Raw genomic sequence first — 14,723 nt, 5'->3', positions numbered from 1 at the left:
GGGGTCCGGGGGTCCCGGGCCGGGGGGCCGGGGGTCTCGGGCCGGGGGGGTCCGGGGGTCCGGGCCGTCTGCGCACCGCCCGCCGGCCCCGGGGCCTCCATTAGGGTGACGGTATGTCCGCCACCCGGTATACGTATCTCGGTCCCGAAGGCACCTTCACGGAGGCCGCGCTGCGTACGCTGCCCGAGGCCGCGACGCGGGAGCTCGTCCCCATGGTCTCGGTCCCGGCCGCGCTGGACGCCGTGCGCAACGGCGACGCGGCCGCCGCGCTCGTGCCGATCGAGAACTCGGTGGAGGGCGGGGTGACCGCGACCCTCGACGAGCTGGCCTCCGGCGAGCCGCTGATGATCTACCGCGAGGTGCTGCTCCCGATCGCCTTCGCCCTTCTCGTGCGCCCGGGGACGAAGCTGTCGGAGATCAAGACCGTCACCGGTCATCCTGTGGCCCAGCCGCAGGTGCGCAACTGGCTGCGGGAGAACCTGCCGGACGCGGTGTGGGAGTCGGCCGCGTCCAACGCGGACGGCGCCCGGCTGGTCCAGGAGGGCCGGTTCGACGCGGCCTTCGCGGGCGAGTTCGCGGCGGCGACCTACGGTCTGGAGCCGCTGGTCACCGAGATCCACGACGCCGAGAACGCGGAGACGCGTTTCGTGCTCGTGGGCCGCCCGGCCCGGCCGGCGGCGCCGACCGGGGCGGACAAGACCTCGGTGGTGCTGTGGCTCGGCGAGGACCACCCGGGTGCGCTGCTCGAACTCCTCCAGGAATTCGCGGTGCGCGGGGTGAACCTGATGCTGATCCAGTCGCGCCCGACGGGTGCGGGAATCGGCAACTACTGCTTCGCCGTCGACGCGGAGGGCCACATCGCGGACCGCCGGGTCGGCGAGGCGCTGATGGGTCTCAAGCGGATCTGTCCGAACGTGCGGTTCCTCGGCTCGTACCCCCGCGCGGGGGTCTCGGCGGCGGACGTGCGCCCGCTGCGCCGGGGCACGACGGACGCCGAGTTCACGGCGGCCTCGGACTGGCTGGCGCGGGCGCAGGACGGCCGGGCCTGAGTTATCCACAGGCTTGCTCCCTGCCCTGGGGACAAGTCGACATGACCGCCGGCGCGGGTCGACAAATCGCTGTCACCCCAGGTCCGGGGGTCCACACGGGAGAGCGAGCAATTCCCACTCGAAGGAGTGGGAAAATGGCGAGAAGATCGACGGGCAGCGCTCGTCCACAGATCTTTCGCACAGCCTGTGGATAACTCACCCTCACTGTGCAGAACTCCGTGAGCAACTCCGCAGTAACTCCGGAGCAAGTCGAGAGCGCCGGAGAAAGCGGAATTCCACGAAACTAAAGCAATTCGGGCAAAGCGACACGCAAACCTATATCGGGTAGGGCCGTACCTGCCGCACCGGTAGCCTGGTGGGGTGATTGACCTTCGCCTGCTCCGTGAGGACCCCGACCGTGTTCGCGCCTCCCAGCGCGCCCGTGGAGAGGACGTCGGCCTCGTCGACGCCCTGCTCTCCGCCGATGAGCGGCGCAGGTCGTCCGGCGTCCGCTTCGACGAACTCCGCTCCGAGCAGAAGGCGCTCGGCAAGCTGATCCCCAAGGCCTCCCCCGAGGAGCGCGCCGAGCTGCTGCAGAAGGCCGAGCAGCTCAAGGTCGACGTGAAGGCAGCCGAGGCCGAGCAGAACGAGGCCGACGAGACGGCCCGCGCGCTGCTCCTCCAGCTCGGCAACATCGTCCACCCGGACGTGCCGGTCGGCGGCGAGGAGGACTTCGTCGTCCTGGAGACCCACGGCACCATCCGCGACTTCGCGGCCGAGGGCTTCGAGCCCAAGGACCACCTGGAGCTCGGCGAGGCGCTCGGCGCCATCGACGTCGAGCGCGGCGCCAAGGTCTCCGGCTCGCGCTTCTATTACCTGACCGGCGTCGGCGCGCTCCTGGAGCTCGCCCTGGTCAACGCGGCGATCGCGCAGGCCACCGAGGCCGGCTTCGTCCCGATGCTCACCCCGGCCCTGGTCCGCCCCCGCGCCATGGAGGGCACCGGCTTCCTCGGCCAGGCCGCGGAGAACGTGTACCACCTGGAGAAGGACGACTACTACCTGGTCGGCACCTCCGAGGTCCCGCTCGCCGCGTACCACATGGACGAGATCATCGAGGCCGACAAGCTGCCGCTGCGCTACGCCGGCTTCTCGCCGTGCTTCCGCCGCGAGGCCGGCACGTACGGCAAGGACACCCGCGGCATCTTCCGCGTCCACCAGTTCGACAAGGTCGAGATGTTCTCGTACGTCGCCCCGGAGGACGCCGAGGCCGAGCACAAGCGGCTGCTCGACTGGGAGAAGCAGTGGCTGACCTCCCTGGAACTCCCGTTCCAGGTGATCGACGTCGCCACCGGCGACCTGGGCGCCTCCGCCTCCCGCAAGTTCGACTGCGAGGCGTGGATCCCGACCCAGGGCAAGTACCGCGAGCTGACCTCGGCCTCCAACTGCGACGGCTTCCAGGCCCGCCGCCTGTCCGTCCGCATGCGCGACGACAAGGACGGCAAGAAGGTCGTCCAGCCGCTGGCCACCCTGAACGGCACGCTGTGCGCCGTCCCGCGCACCATCGTGGCGATCCTGGAGAACCACCAGCTGGCCGACGGCTCGGTGCGGGTGCCCGAGGTCCTGCGCCCCTACCTCGGCGGGCGCGAGGTCCTGGAGCCGATCTCCAAGTGAGCACCGCCTTCCCCTACCGCCTGGTCGCGACGGACCTCGACGGAACGCTGCTGCGGTCCGACGAGTCCGTCTCGGACCGGACGCGCGAGGCGCTGGCCGCGGCGACCGCGGCCGGTGCGGCGCACATCGTCGTGACCGGGCGGGCCGTGCCCTGGACCCGGCACATCCTCGACGACCTCGGCTACGAGGGCATCGCGGTGTGCGGGCAGGGCGCCCAGGTCTACCACGCGGGCGAGCACCGGCTGCTGACCTCGCTGACCCTGGACCGGCAGCTCGCCGGGCTCGCGCTCGCCAAGATCGAGGCGGAGGTCGGGCCGCTGGCCCTGGCCGCCAGCCGCGACGGCCTGGAGGGCGAGGTGCTGGTCGGGCCGGGCTACCGGACCCAGGAGGGGCCGCTGCCCTACGTGCCGTACGAGGACCCGGCCGAGCTGTGGACGGCGCCGCTCACCAAGCTCTACGTGCAGCACCCGGTGCTGAGCGACGACGAGCTGACCCGGGTCGCCCGGGAGACCGTCGGCGGTCTGGTCGACGTCGTCATGGCCGGCCCCGGCATCGTGGAGATCGTGCCGCTCGGCCTCAGCAAGGCCACCGGTCTGTCCCTGGCCGCGCGCCGGCTGGGCGTGAAGGCCGCGGAGACGATCGCCTTCGGCGACATGCCCAACGACATCCCGATGTTCGGCTGGGCGGCCCGCGGCGTGGCCATGGCCAATGCCCACGAGGAACTGAAGGCCGTCGCCGACGAGGTGACCGGCTCGAACGAGGAGGACGGCATCGCCGTCGTCCTGGAGCGCCTGCTCCAGGCCTAGGAAGTCCGTACGGCGGTACCTCGGGGCGGTACGTCCGTACGGCGGTACGTCCGTACGAGGAGCGGGGCGGCCCGCGCGGTTCGCCTCCGCGCGCTCGAAGCGGCCGCCCCGTTCCCGTACCCCTTCAGTGTGCTCCCGGGGCTCCGCCGCCCACCAGGGGTTTTTCGCCGGGGCCGGGCCCCTGGCCCGGGCCCGGACTCGGGCCCTGCCGGGTCAGCGGCCGGAAGGCGAGCCCGATGACGAGCGAGATCGCGTGGCCGAGGTCGGTGTAGGTGCGGCCGGCGACCAGCGGGACCGCGAAGAAGGCCACCGCGCCGGTCAGGTAGGCCCAGCGCCAGGGGCGCGGCAGCCGGTAGGTGAGGATGCCGACAGAGGCGGCGAGCCCGTAGCTCACCCCGATGTCGACGACGTGCGCCATGCTGCGCGGCACGTCGTGGTCCCGGATGGCCTCCAGGACCAGGTGCTGGCTGATGAGCGTGGCGGCGACGTGCGCGGTGCCGACCACCAGGAGCCACTTCAGGGTGCCGAGCCAGCGCTCGACGGGCGCGTGGAAGACCTCGAAGAGGACCGCGTAGAGGAGCAGGCTCGCCGGGTTCTCGATCCAGAAGGCGCTGCCGACCAGGGCCCGCACGGGGTGCCGGGAGAGCTCGTGGAGATTGCTGCTGTTGCGGTGCAGCAGATAGTGGTCGAGGCCCTCCGGGGACACCGCGATGATCAGGCTGGTGAGGGCGATGACGCCCAGCCAGAGGTGTGTACCGGGTGACGAACGCACCCACGACCTGATCGGTCGGGACGGTTCGCCACCCGGCGCCGGGAGAGAGGTTTCGCGAGGCACGGATCCGTGCCTATCACCCCTTTGTGGGGGAAACCCGAGAGAAATACCCCGGATCGGGAACGGATCAGAAATTGATCATGTGCCCGGCGATGCCGTGGATCGCTTCCTTCACGGCCTCGCCCAGGGTCGGGTGGGCGTGCACGTTGCGGGCGACCTCGTGCACCGTGAGGTCCCACTGCTGGGCCAGGGTCAGCTCGGGCAGCAGCTCGGTGACGTCCGGGCCGATCAGGTGGGCGCCGACGATCTCGCCGTACTTCGCGTCGGCGACGATCTTCACGAAGCCGGTCGAGTCGCCGAGGCCGTGCGCCTTGCCGTTCGCCATGAAGGGGAACTTGGCGACCTTGACGTCGTAGCCCTTCTCGCGGGCCTGCGCCTCGGTGTAGCCGAAGCTGGCGATCTGCGGCTGGCAGTAGGTCGCGCGCGGGATCATCGCGTAGTCGAGCTCCATCGTCTCGGCGTCCGCGATGGTCTCGGCCGCGATGACGCCCATGGCCTCGGCGGTGTGCGCGAGCATCAGCTTCGCGGTCACGTCGCCGATGGCGTAGATGTGCGGCACGGAGGTGCGGCAGCGGCCGTCGACGTCGATGGCGCCGCGCTCGGTGAGGGCGACACCGGTGTTCTCCAGGCCGTAGCCGGAGACGTTCGGCGCGAAGCCGATGGCCTGCAGGACCTTGTCGGCCTCCAGGACCTTCTGGGAGCCGTCCTTGCCGGTGACGGTGACGCGCACCTGCGGGCCGGACTCGTCGATCGCGTCCACGCGGGTGGAGGTGAGGACGTCGATGCCGAGCTTGCGGTACTGCTTCGCGAGCTCCTTCGACACCTCCTCGTCCTCCAGCGGGGCCATCCGGTCGAGGAACTCGACGATGGTGACCTTGGTGCCGTAGTTGTTCAGGACGTACGCGAACTCGATGCCGATCGCGCCGGCGCCGGCGATGACGATCGACTTCGGGGCGTCCTCGGCCAGGATCTGCTGCTCGTACGAGACGACGCGGTCGCTCAGCGAGGTGCCGGGCAGCAGGCGCGGGCTGGCGCCGGTGGCGATGATGCAGCTGTCGAAGGTGATCGTCTGCGTGGTGCCGTCGCTCTTCGCCACCTGGAGGGTGTTCGCGTCGACGAAGGTGCCCCGGCCGTCGAACTCGGTGATGCCGTTCTTCTTCATCAGGAAGTGGACGCCCTTGACGCGCCCGTCCGCGACCGTGCGGCTGCGGCGGAACGCCTCGCCGTAGTCGAAGGAGACCGTGCCGTCGACCTTGATGCCGAAGGTCTTGGCCTCGTGGTTGAAGATGTGGGCCAGCTCGGCGTTGCGCAGCAGCGCCTTGGTCGGGATGCAGCCGACGTTCAGGCAGACGCCGCCCCAGTACTTCTCCTCGACGACCGCGACCCGCTTGCCCAGCTGGGCGGCGCGGATGGCGGCGACGTAGCCGCCGGGGCCAGCTCCGAGTACGACGACGTCGAAGCGGTCTGACATGACTGACTCCCGAAGGTGGTGAGGGTGTTCGGCACACGTACGAGGCCACAGTAGTCCGGTCGCCGCGACCCGGCCGGGGAGGCGAGGGAGGTCACATCGCCAGTTGTAGGATGACTGGGCAACCGGGTGAATCGAGGACTGGAATGGCGGCTCTGAAGGCGGCGGGACGCGTCTCGCTGGTGGACTCCGTGGTGGCGCAGCTGCGGGCGCAGCTCGCCGAGGGCGAGTGGGCGGTGGGCGACCGCATCCCCACCGAGCACGAGCTGGCGGAACAGCTCGGCGTCGGCCGCAACACGGTCCGCGAGGCGGTCCGGGTCCTGGTGCACTCCGGTCTCCTGGAGTCCCGGCAGGGCAACGGCACCTTCGTCCGGTCCACCGCCGACCCGGCCGCCGTGCTGCACGGGGTGCGGCACGCGGGCGCCCGGGACGTCACGGAGCTCCGGGTGGCCCTGGAGGCGGAGGCCGCCCGGCTGGCCGCGGAGCGGCGGGACACCCACGACCTGCTGCGGCTGCGGGCCGCACTGACGACCCTGCGCGAGCAGGGCGACCGCGACGCCGACGCGGACATGGCCTTCCACCTGGCGGTCGTCGAGGCCACCCACAACACCGCCTTCCGCGAGGTCTACCGCTTCTTCTCCGCCCAGGTCCACGAGGTGCTCGTGGCGGCGCTCGGCGACCGCGCCATGCCGCCGGTCGACATCGACGCCCACGAGGCCCTGGTCGCCGCGATCGAGGCCGGCGACCCCGAGGCCGCCGAGGCCGGCGCGCGCGAACTGCTCCGGGTCCCGCTGGAAACGGTGACGGCGCTGGCGAAGGAGGCCTCGCGGTGAGGACGACGAACGAGGCGACCGGCGAGGCCGGGGTACGGGACGGGGCCGGGGTACGGGACGGGGCCCGGGTACGGGACGGGGCCCGGGTACGGGACGGGGCCCGGGTACGGGACGGGGCCCGGGTACGGGACGGCGCCCGGGTACGGGACGGGGCCCGGGTACGGGACGGCGCCCGGGTACGGGACGGCGCCCGGGTACGGGACGGGGCCCGGGTACGGGACGGCGCCCGGGTACGGGACGAGGACGGGACACGGGACGGGGCCCAGGTACGGGACGAGGCCCGGGTACGAGCGGGGGCACGGGTCTCCGGCCGGGTCTCCGGTCGGGGCGGCGCGCGGCGGGGGCTGCTCGCACGTCCGGTGCTGCTCCTGGTCGGCATCGTGCTGGCCTCGCTCAACATGCGGGCCGCCCTGGCGAGCGTCTCGCCGCTGGTGAGCGAGCTGGCGGAGGCATACGGGCTCTCCTCGGCGGCCAGCTCCCTGGTCACGTCCGTGCCGGTGCTGTTCCTGGGGCTCGGCGCGCTGGTGGCGCCCTGGCTGGGGCGGCAGTTCGGCGCCGAGCGGGTGTTGCTCGGGGCGCTGCTGCTGCTCGGCGCCGGCATCCTGGTGCGCGTGCTGCCCTCGGCCGCCGCGCTCTACGGCGGCGGTGTCCTGGTCGGCACCGCCATCGCCCTGCTCAACGTGCTGATGCCGGGCCTGATCAAGCGGGACTTCCCGGACCGGGCCGCGTCCATGACCTCCGTCTACACGGGCGCGATGATCGCGGGCGCCACCGTGGTCGCCGCCGCCTCGGTGCCCCTGGAGCGCGCCCTCGGCGGCTGGCGGGCCTCGCTCGGCGTGTGGTCGCTGCTCGCGGCCGTGGCCGCCGTGGCCTGGCTGCCCCAGGTGCTGCTGGCCCGGGGACGTGCGGCCGGGCAGCCGGTACGGGCCGTCCCGGCCGCCGGAGGCCGCCCGGTGAACGTCTGGCGCTCGGCGCTCGCCTGGCAGGTGACCCTCTTCATGGGCCTGCAGTCGCTCTGGTCGTACGTGCTCATCGCCTGGATGCCGACGATCTTCACCGACCACGGCATGAGCCGCTCGACGGCCGGCGTGATCTTCGCCTTCAACAACCTGATCCAGGTCGCCGGCGCCTTCGCCGTGCCCCTGCTCGCCGGCCGGATGCGCAGCCAGCGTCCGCTGATCGTGCTGGTGACGACGTTGGTCGCGGCCGGCTACGCCGGCCTGATGGTGGCACCGGTGCAGGGCGCCTGGCTGTGGTCGGCGGTGCTCGGCGTGGGCCAGGGCGGGGCGGTGGGCCTGGCGCTCACCCTGATCGTGCTGCGCTCCGGCGACGCCCAGACCGCCGCCCGGCTCTCCGGCATGGCGCAGACCGTCGGCTATCTGCTCGCCGCGGCCGGACCGCTGGCGGCGGGCGCCCTCCACCAGGCCACCGGCTCCTGGACGCCGCCGATCATCGCGGTCCTCGGCGTCTGCGCGGCGGCCCTCGCGGTGGGCCTGCTCGCGGCCCGGAACCGTACGGTCTGAGCACCCGTACGGCTCCGGCCCGGAGCACGGGCCGGACTCCGGCCCGGAGCCCCGGCCGGGTTTCACCCCCGCCCGGGTTGCTCCTCCCCGGTCCCTTCTCTTCCGGTTACTCCTCGCCCGCGAGGGTGAGCGTGCGCAGCTTGTGGCCGGCGAACCAGGTGGCGCCGATGGTGACGGCGACGAGCAGCGCTATCGCGGTGGGCAGGGACACCTCGGAGGAGATCAGGCTGTCGCCGGTGACCTTCTCGGCGAGGGCCAGCGCCCACTGCTGGACGCTGAGGGTGCGGGCGCCCTCGATCAGCGAGCCGAACAGCGCCTCCCACACCAGGGCGTAGACGAGGCCGATCACCACGGCGTGCCGGCTGACCGTGCCGAGCAGCAGGAAGAGCGCGCTGTAGGCGATGGAGGCCACCAGGGCCGCCACGGTGTAGGCGACGGCGACCTGCTGCCCGTTGCCGTTGAGGACGAAGCCGGCGATCAGGGTGGGCACGGCGGAGAAGACCATGGTGACGGCGACGGCCACGATCAGCTTGGTGAAGATGATCGTGGGCCGCTTCACCGGCTTGGCCAGGAGGTAGACGATCGAGCCGTCGTCGATCTCCGGGCCGATCGCCCCGGTGCCGGCGATGACGCCGATCAGCGGCACCATGGTGGCGAGCGCGAAGCCGCCGAGGACATCGGCCGCGACCTGGTCGTCGGCGCCGTTGAAGGCGCGGATCGCGGCGGCGATCAGGATCAGGAGGGCGGGCAGCGCGAAGAGGATCAGCGCCCGCCTGCGGCCGAGCAGGGCCCGGTAGGTGAGCCGGGCGACGGTGGGGTTGTACATCGGTCGGGGCTCCTTTCAGGCCGCTACGAGGTAGGAGAAGACGGATTCGAGGGACTCGTCCGAGGGCGAGACCGTCAGCAGCCGGATGCCGCGCTCCCGGGCGACCTTCGGCAGCAGTTCGGTGAACCGGCCGAAGTCCACGGCCTGGATGCGCAGTCCGCCCTCGGGGCCGTGCTCGACCTCGATGCCGGCCGTGGACGGGTCGGCGATCAGCGCGGCGGCGAGCTCCCGGTCGTCGCTGGAGCGCACCAGATAGCGGTGCGGCCGGTCGGTCATCAGACGGCGGATCCGCCGGAAGTCCCCGGAGGCCGCGTGGCGTCCGGCGACGATCACCTCGATGTGCGAGGCGAGCTGCTCGACCTCCTCCAGGATGTGCGAGGAGAACAGCACGGTGCGGCCCTCGGCGCCCATCCGCCGCAGCAGGTCCATGAGTTGCATGCGCTGGCGCGGATCCATGCCGTTGAACGGCTCGTCCAGGAGCAGCACGGACGGCTCGTGCACGAGGGCGGAGGCCATCTTCACGCGCTGCCGCATGCCCTTGCTGTACGTGGCGATCTTGCGGTCCTGCGCGTACTCCATCTCCACCGTGGCCAGGGCCCGTTGGGCCTCGGCGTCGCCCAGGCCCTGCAACTCGGCGTTGGCGACGACGAATTCGCGGCCGGTGAGGAAGTCGTACATCGCCTCCCGCTCGGGCACGACGCCGACCTTCCGGTACACCGACTCGTTGCGCCAGATCGCCTCGCCGTCGAGGGTGACGGTGCCGGTGGAGGGGGCGAGGAAGCCGCCCATCATGTTGATCAGGGTGGACTTGCCGGCGCCGTTGGGGCCGAGCAGGCCGGTGACCCCGGGGCCGATGGTCATGGTGACGTCGTTGACCGCCACGACGTTCCCGAACCAGCGCGAGGCGTGGTCGATGGTGAGGACCGCCATTACAGCCCGACCTTTCGGTAGCGGCGCATCAGCACGCCGTACGAACCGGCGATCAGCGCGAGGACGACCAGCAGATAGACGGCGCCGACCGCGGTGCCGGGCGCCGCGGCCTCCCCGCCCGGGAAGGGGGTGGGCGCCCCGAGGAAGGCCGCCTGCACACCGCCGATGAGGGTGATCGGCGAGAACAGGCCGATCCACTTGACCGCGCCGACGTTGTCGGTGCCGTAGGCGATGCCCTGGAGGGTGGAGACCGCCCCATAGGTGATCACCAGGGCGGCGATCACGGCGGCCACGCCGAAGCCGCGCCGCGGGGTGAGGGCCGCCATGACCAGGCCGATGCCGCCGAAGAGCAGCGAGAGCAGCGCCACGGACACCAGGCCCTGGCCGAACATCTGCGTCTGGTCCGCGAAGTCCATCTTGGCGAGGAGCGAGCCGATCCACAGGATCAGCAGCGGGGATGCGGTGAGGAGGAAGAGCGCCGAGGCCATCGCCCCGTACTTGGCGAGGACGTAGTCCACGCGCTCGATCGGGCGGGCGAAGTACAGCGGCACGGTCCGGAAGCGCAGGTCGCGGGAGACGGACTGCGGGGCCTGGGCGGCCACGAAGATCCCGATGACCATCTGGAGGAAGATCGCGTACTGCGTGTACTCGATCGACAGCTTCGAGGACTTGGTGACGACGGCGACCGCGACGATGATCAGCGCGGGCACGCACATCACGGCGAACAGCAGCATCGGCAGCACCTTGGACTTGGCGCTGCGGCCGAGGCCGTAGGCGCCGCGCAACGACTGCGAGAACAGGGCGCGGCGGGCGGAGGCACGGCCGAGCCGCGGTCCGTCGTAGCTGCGGTAGCCGATGTTGTGGATGCGGCTGGTGTCGGGGGCCTGGACGGGCCCGGGGGTCTGCGGGCTCATCGTGCCGGCACCTCCTCCTGCTGCTGCTGCGGCTTGAAGACCTCGGCGATGTGGTGGCGGCGCTGCTCCATCCGCACCAGGCCGAGGCCGAGGCCGGCGACGGTGTCGCGGACCAGGTCGTACGTCTCCTCGCCGGCGGCTTCCAGCAGCAGGATGTGCCCGGCGCCCGGCAGACCGTCCTCGACGCCGGGGTGCAGGGTGACGCCGGCGGCGGTGAGGGCCGCGCGCAGCGCCTCCGTGCCGTCCGGGTGGGCGTCGGAGTCGGTGACCTCGACCGCCAGGGTCGTGGTGGTGCGGGTGAAGTCGCTGGTGGAGCTGGAGCGGAGCAGCCGGCCGCCGTCGATGACGACGACGTGGTCGCACGTGCGCTCCAGCTCGCCGAGCAGGTGCGAGGTGACGAGCACGGAGATGCCGAAGTCGGTCCAGACCCGGCGGATGAGGCCGAGCATGTCGTCCCGGCCGACCGGGTCGAGGCCGTTGGTCGGCTCGTCGAGCAGCACCAGCTGCGGGTCGTGGACCAGGGCCTGGGCCAGCTTCACCCGCTGCTTCATGCCGGTCGAGTAGCCGCCCATCGGGCGGTAGCGCTCCTCGTACAGGCCGACGTGGCGCAGGGTGTCCGCGGTGCGCTCGCGGGCGGCGGCCGGCGGCAGGCCGGACATGCGGGCCATGTGCACGACGAACTCGGTGGCCGAGACGTCGGGCGGCAGGCAGTCGTGCTCCGGCATGTAGCCGACCCGCTCGCGGATCCGCGCGCCCTCGGTGGCCACGTCGAGTCCGAGGACCGCGGCGCGGCCCTCGGTGGCCGGGGACAGACCGAGCAGGATCTTGATCATCGTGGACTTGCCGGCTCCGTTGGCACCCACCAGTCCGGTCACACCGGGCCCGATGTCCAGGGAGAGCCGGTCGAGAGCGGTCACCCGGGGGAACCGCTTGCTGAGGCTTTCGGTGGCGATCACAATCACGCTTCGACGGTAGTGGCGTGGGTCACGCGAGTCGTCAGACCAACGGCTCGATCCATGTCCGACTCCAGGCGTACAAGCCCGTAGGGGCGCGACGACGAAGGTCTCGTTTTCCACAGGGGCGGTGCACACCCCTTGACGCAGCCGCCGAGCATTGTCACATTCATCGATGTCAAGTTACGGACGCGTAGGGCGACCGGGCGCTCACGGGACGGGCGGGTGGCATGACCTCAACAGGAACGGCAGCGGCCGGCGGGCTCACCGCGGAACTGCGGGGATTCAGGGAAGTGCAGCGGCTCAGCTACGCGTGCGCCGAGGCCGTCGCCGCCCAGCTCAAGCCGGGCGTGACCGAGCGCGAGGCGGCGCGGATGCAGCGCGAGTGGCTGTACGACCGGGGGGTGAAGGACTGGTTCCACCGCCCGTTCGCCTGGTTCGGCGACCGCACGGCCTTCGTCGACTTCAGGATTCCGCTCCAGTTCTTCCCCACGAACAAGCGCCTGGAGGCCGGGATGCCGTTCATCCTGGACATGGCGCCGGTCTACCGGGGATACACCGCCGACATCGGCTACTCGGGCTGCCTGGGCCTCAACCCGGTCCACGACAAGCTGCTCGCCGATCTGAAGGAGCACCGCGAGCTGATCCTGCGCGAGGTGCGCGAGCGCCGCACGCTGCGGGAGATCTACGAGGACGTGGACCGGCTGATGGTCCGCCAGGGCTATGCCAACCGGCACCGGGCCTATCCCTTCGGCGTCATCGCCCACAAGATCGACCGGGTGAAGGAGCGCCGCTGGGCGCCCACCCTGTTCGGCTTCGGCGCCCAGTCCCTCAAGGGCCTGGCGAGCGACGCCCTGCACGGCCACCGCGACGGCTGGTCGCCGCTCTGGTCGCCGTACAAGTTCTCCGACCACCCGCCCATGCCGGGCCTGTGGGCGGTCGAGCCGCATCTCGGATTCCGCGGCACGGGCGCCAAGTTCGAGGAGATCCTGGTCGTCACCGACTCCAGGGACCCCGAGGAGAGCGCCTTCTGGCTGGACGACGACCTGCCGCACGTGCGGCGCTGGAACGAGGAAGGGGTGGCCGCGTGAGCGCGGGGATCGCGGGATTCGAGGGGGCGCGCGAGCGCTGGGTGCGCACCGGCGGGATCGAGCTGTGCGTGGCCGAGCTGGGGGACCCGGACCGTCCCACGGTGCTGCTCGTGCACGGCTATCCGGACTCCAAGGAGGTCTGGTCGGAGGTCGCCACGCGACTCGCGGCCCGCTTCCACGTGGTCCTCTACGACGTGCGGGGCCACGGCCGGTCGACGGCGCCGACCCCGCTGCGCGGCGGCTTCACGCTGGAGAAGCTGACCGACGACTTCCTGGCGGTCGCCGACGCGGTGAGCCCGGACCGCCCGGTCCACCTGGTGGGCCACGACTGGGGCTCGGTGCAGTCCTGGGAGTTCGTGACGGTGCCGCGCACCGAGGGCCGGATCGCCTCCTTCACCTCGATGTCCGGCCCTTCGCTCGACCACTTCGGGCACTGGATCAAGCGCCGGATGACCCGGCCCACCCCGCGCCGGGTCGGCCAGCTCCTCGGCCAGGGCGCCAAGTCCTGGTACGTGTACCTGCTGCACACGCCCGTGCTGCCCGAGCTCGCCTGGCGCGGGCCGCTCGGCAAGCGCTGGCCGCGCATCCTGGAGCGGGTCGAGCGGGTCCCGGCCGGCGACTACCCAACGCCGTCGCTGCCCTCGGACGCGGCCCACGGCGCCTGGCTGTACCGGGACAACGTGCGCTCCCGGCTGACCCGGCCGCGCGCGGACGCCTTCGCGCACGCCCCGGTGCAGCTGATCACGCCGACCGGCGACGCCTTCCTCTCCGAGCGCCTCTACGACGACCTGTCCGGCTGGGTGCCGGACCTGACCCGGCGCACCCTGCCGGCCAAGCACTGGGTGCCCCGCACCCGCCCCGACCAACTGGCGGCGTGGATAACCGAGTTCGTCGAGGCCCATGAGGACCCGGCGACGAAGGCCCCGAAGGCCGCGGCCGGCGCCGACGTCCGCCCGGAGTACGCGGAGCGCTTCGGCGGGCAGCTGGTCCTGGTGACCGGCGCGGCCAGCGGCATCGGCCGGGCCACCGCCTTCGCCTTCGCCGAGGCCGGCGCCCGGGTGGTCGCGGTGGACCGGGACGCCGAGGGCGCGGCCCGCACGGCGGAGATGTCCCGGCTGATCGGGGCTCCGGAGGCCTGGGGCGAGACGGTCGACGTCTCCGACGAGCAGGCGATGGAGAAGCTGGCCGCGAAGGTGGCGAGCGAGTACGGCGTGGTGGACGTCCTGGTCAACAACGCGGGGATCGGGCTCACCGGCTCCTTCTTCGAGACCACCAGCGAGGAGTGGCAGCGGGTCCTCGACGTCAATCTGTGGGGCGTGATCCACGGCTGCCGGATCTTCGGCGGGCAGATGGCGGAGCGCGGCCAGGGCGGCCACATCGTCAACACGGCCTCGGCGGCGGCCTTCCAGCCCTCCCGCGCGCTCCCGGCCTACAGCACGTCGAAGGCGGCGGTGCTGATGCTGAGCGAGTGCCTGCGGGCCGAGCTGGCGGAGCAGGGCATCGGCGTCTCGGCGATCTGCCCGGGCATCGTGAACACCAACATCACCAGCACCGCGCGGTTCGCCGGGGTGACCGACGAGGCCGAGGAGAAGCGCCGGCAGCAGAAGGTCTCGCGGCTCTACGGGATGCGCAACTACCCGCCGGAGAAGGTCGCCGACGCGATCCTGCGGGCGGTGCTGCGCGACGAGGCCGTCGTCCCGGTCACCCCGGAGGCCCGTGGTGCCCATCTGCTGTCCCGGTTCGCGCCGGGCGCACTGCGGGCCCTGGCCCGGGTGCGGCCGCCGGCGTAGGGCCGGGCGGGTCGGGGCCGGGCGGGGCAGTCGTACGATCCCTCGACGGGTGAAGGGA

13 protein-coding genes are annotated in these 14,723 nt (G+C 71.9%); 7 read left to right on the top strand and 6 right to left on the bottom strand.

Features of this window, described 5'->3' with window-relative positions; all coding sequences use genetic code 11:
• Window positions 1-113 precede the first annotated feature (113 nt).
• The 3 genes from pheA (at window position 114) to ACIGW2_RS12885 (ending at window position 3,505) form a co-directional block, all read left to right on the top strand.
• Window positions 114-1,049 carry a prephenate dehydratase gene (gene pheA, locus ACIGW2_RS12895; RefSeq protein ID WP_391655920.1) on the top strand — a complete coding sequence of 312 codons (936 nt, stop codon included), beginning with the start codon at window positions 114-116 and terminating at the stop codon, window positions 1,047-1,049.
• A gap of 360 nt (window positions 1,050-1,409) precedes the next feature.
• The gene (serS, locus tag ACIGW2_RS12890; RefSeq protein WP_356062338.1) at window positions 1,410-2,699 is read left to right on the top strand and encodes a serine--tRNA ligase; all 1,290 of its coding nucleotides are present in this window, start codon (window positions 1,410-1,412) and stop codon (window positions 2,697-2,699) included.
• Window positions 2,696-3,505, top strand: a complete 810-nt coding sequence (locus ACIGW2_RS12885; protein WP_391655921.1) for an HAD family hydrolase — start codon at window positions 2,696-2,698, stop codon at window positions 3,503-3,505. Before serS ends, ACIGW2_RS12885 begins: the two co-directional genes overlap by 4 nt.
• 124 nt (window positions 3,506-3,629) lie before the next feature.
• Here the strand turns inward: ACIGW2_RS12885 and ACIGW2_RS12880 are convergent, their stop codons facing one another.
• Window positions 3,630-4,340 carry a rhomboid-like protein gene (locus ACIGW2_RS12880; RefSeq protein ID WP_399843285.1) on the bottom strand — a complete coding sequence of 237 codons (711 nt, stop codon included), beginning with the start codon at window positions 4,338-4,340 and terminating at the stop codon, window positions 3,630-3,632.
• 64 nt (window positions 4,341-4,404) lie between these two features.
• Window positions 4,405-5,808, bottom strand: a complete 1,404-nt coding sequence (gene lpdA / locus ACIGW2_RS12875) for a dihydrolipoyl dehydrogenase (RefSeq protein ID WP_391655923.1) — start codon at window positions 5,806-5,808, stop codon at window positions 4,405-4,407.
• A gap of 143 nt (window positions 5,809-5,951) precedes the next feature.
• Between lpdA and ACIGW2_RS12870 the strand changes: the two genes are divergently transcribed.
• The gene (locus tag ACIGW2_RS12870; protein WP_391655924.1) at window positions 5,952-6,638 is read left to right on the top strand and encodes a FadR/GntR family transcriptional regulator; all 687 of its coding nucleotides are present in this window, start codon (window positions 5,952-5,954) and stop codon (window positions 6,636-6,638) included.
• Window positions 6,639-6,982: 344 nt separating this feature from the next.
• The gene (locus ACIGW2_RS12865) at window positions 6,983-8,161 is read left to right on the top strand and encodes a CynX/NimT family MFS transporter (protein WP_399843535.1); all 1,179 of its coding nucleotides are present in this window, start codon (window positions 6,983-6,985) and stop codon (window positions 8,159-8,161) included.
• Between the two features lie 106 nt (window positions 8,162-8,267).
• Here the strand turns inward: ACIGW2_RS12865 and ACIGW2_RS12860 are convergent, their stop codons facing one another.
• The 4 genes from ACIGW2_RS12860 to ACIGW2_RS12845 are packed head-to-tail and all read right to left on the bottom strand — an operon-like array spanning window position 8,268 to window position 11,787.
• Window positions 8,268-8,987: an ABC transporter permease gene (locus tag ACIGW2_RS12860; RefSeq protein WP_391655925.1), complete on the bottom strand. Its 720-nt coding sequence runs from the start codon at window positions 8,985-8,987 to the stop codon at window positions 8,268-8,270.
• A gap of 15 nt (window positions 8,988-9,002) precedes the next feature.
• The gene (locus ACIGW2_RS12855) at window positions 9,003-9,917 is read right to left on the bottom strand and encodes an ABC transporter ATP-binding protein (protein ID WP_391655926.1); all 915 of its coding nucleotides are present in this window, start codon (window positions 9,915-9,917) and stop codon (window positions 9,003-9,005) included.
• Window positions 9,917-10,831, bottom strand: coding sequence for an ABC transporter permease (locus tag ACIGW2_RS12850; protein ID WP_361578769.1), 915 nt, complete (start codon window positions 10,829-10,831; stop codon window positions 9,917-9,919). The genes ACIGW2_RS12855 and ACIGW2_RS12850 overlap by 1 nt, the downstream gene beginning before the upstream one ends.
• A complete protein-coding gene (locus ACIGW2_RS12845; protein ID WP_391655959.1) occupies window positions 10,828-11,787 on the bottom strand; it encodes an ABC transporter ATP-binding protein in 960 nt (319 codons plus the stop codon). The genes ACIGW2_RS12850 and ACIGW2_RS12845 overlap by 4 nt, the downstream gene beginning before the upstream one ends.
• 227 nt (window positions 11,788-12,014) lie before the next feature.
• Here ACIGW2_RS12845 and ACIGW2_RS12840 point away from each other — a divergent pair, with 227 nt between their 5' ends.
• Complete coding sequence (locus ACIGW2_RS12840) at window positions 12,015-12,875, top strand: M24 family metallopeptidase (RefSeq protein ID WP_391655927.1); 861 nt, start codon at window positions 12,015-12,017, stop codon at window positions 12,873-12,875.
• A gap of 8 nt (window positions 12,876-12,883) precedes the next feature.
• Complete coding sequence (locus ACIGW2_RS12835; RefSeq protein ID WP_391655960.1) at window positions 12,884-14,665, top strand: SDR family oxidoreductase; 1,782 nt, start codon at window positions 12,884-12,886, stop codon at window positions 14,663-14,665.
• The last annotated feature ends 58 nt before the right edge of the window (window positions 14,666-14,723 follow it).

The sequence above is a fragment of the Streptomyces sp. NPDC053541 genome, assembly GCF_044544705.1.
Lineage (GTDB): Bacteria > Actinomycetota > Actinomycetes > Streptomycetales > Streptomycetaceae > Streptomyces.
Note: the sequence above shows the minus strand (reverse complement) of the source record. Positions and strands in the feature narration are given on the sequence as shown.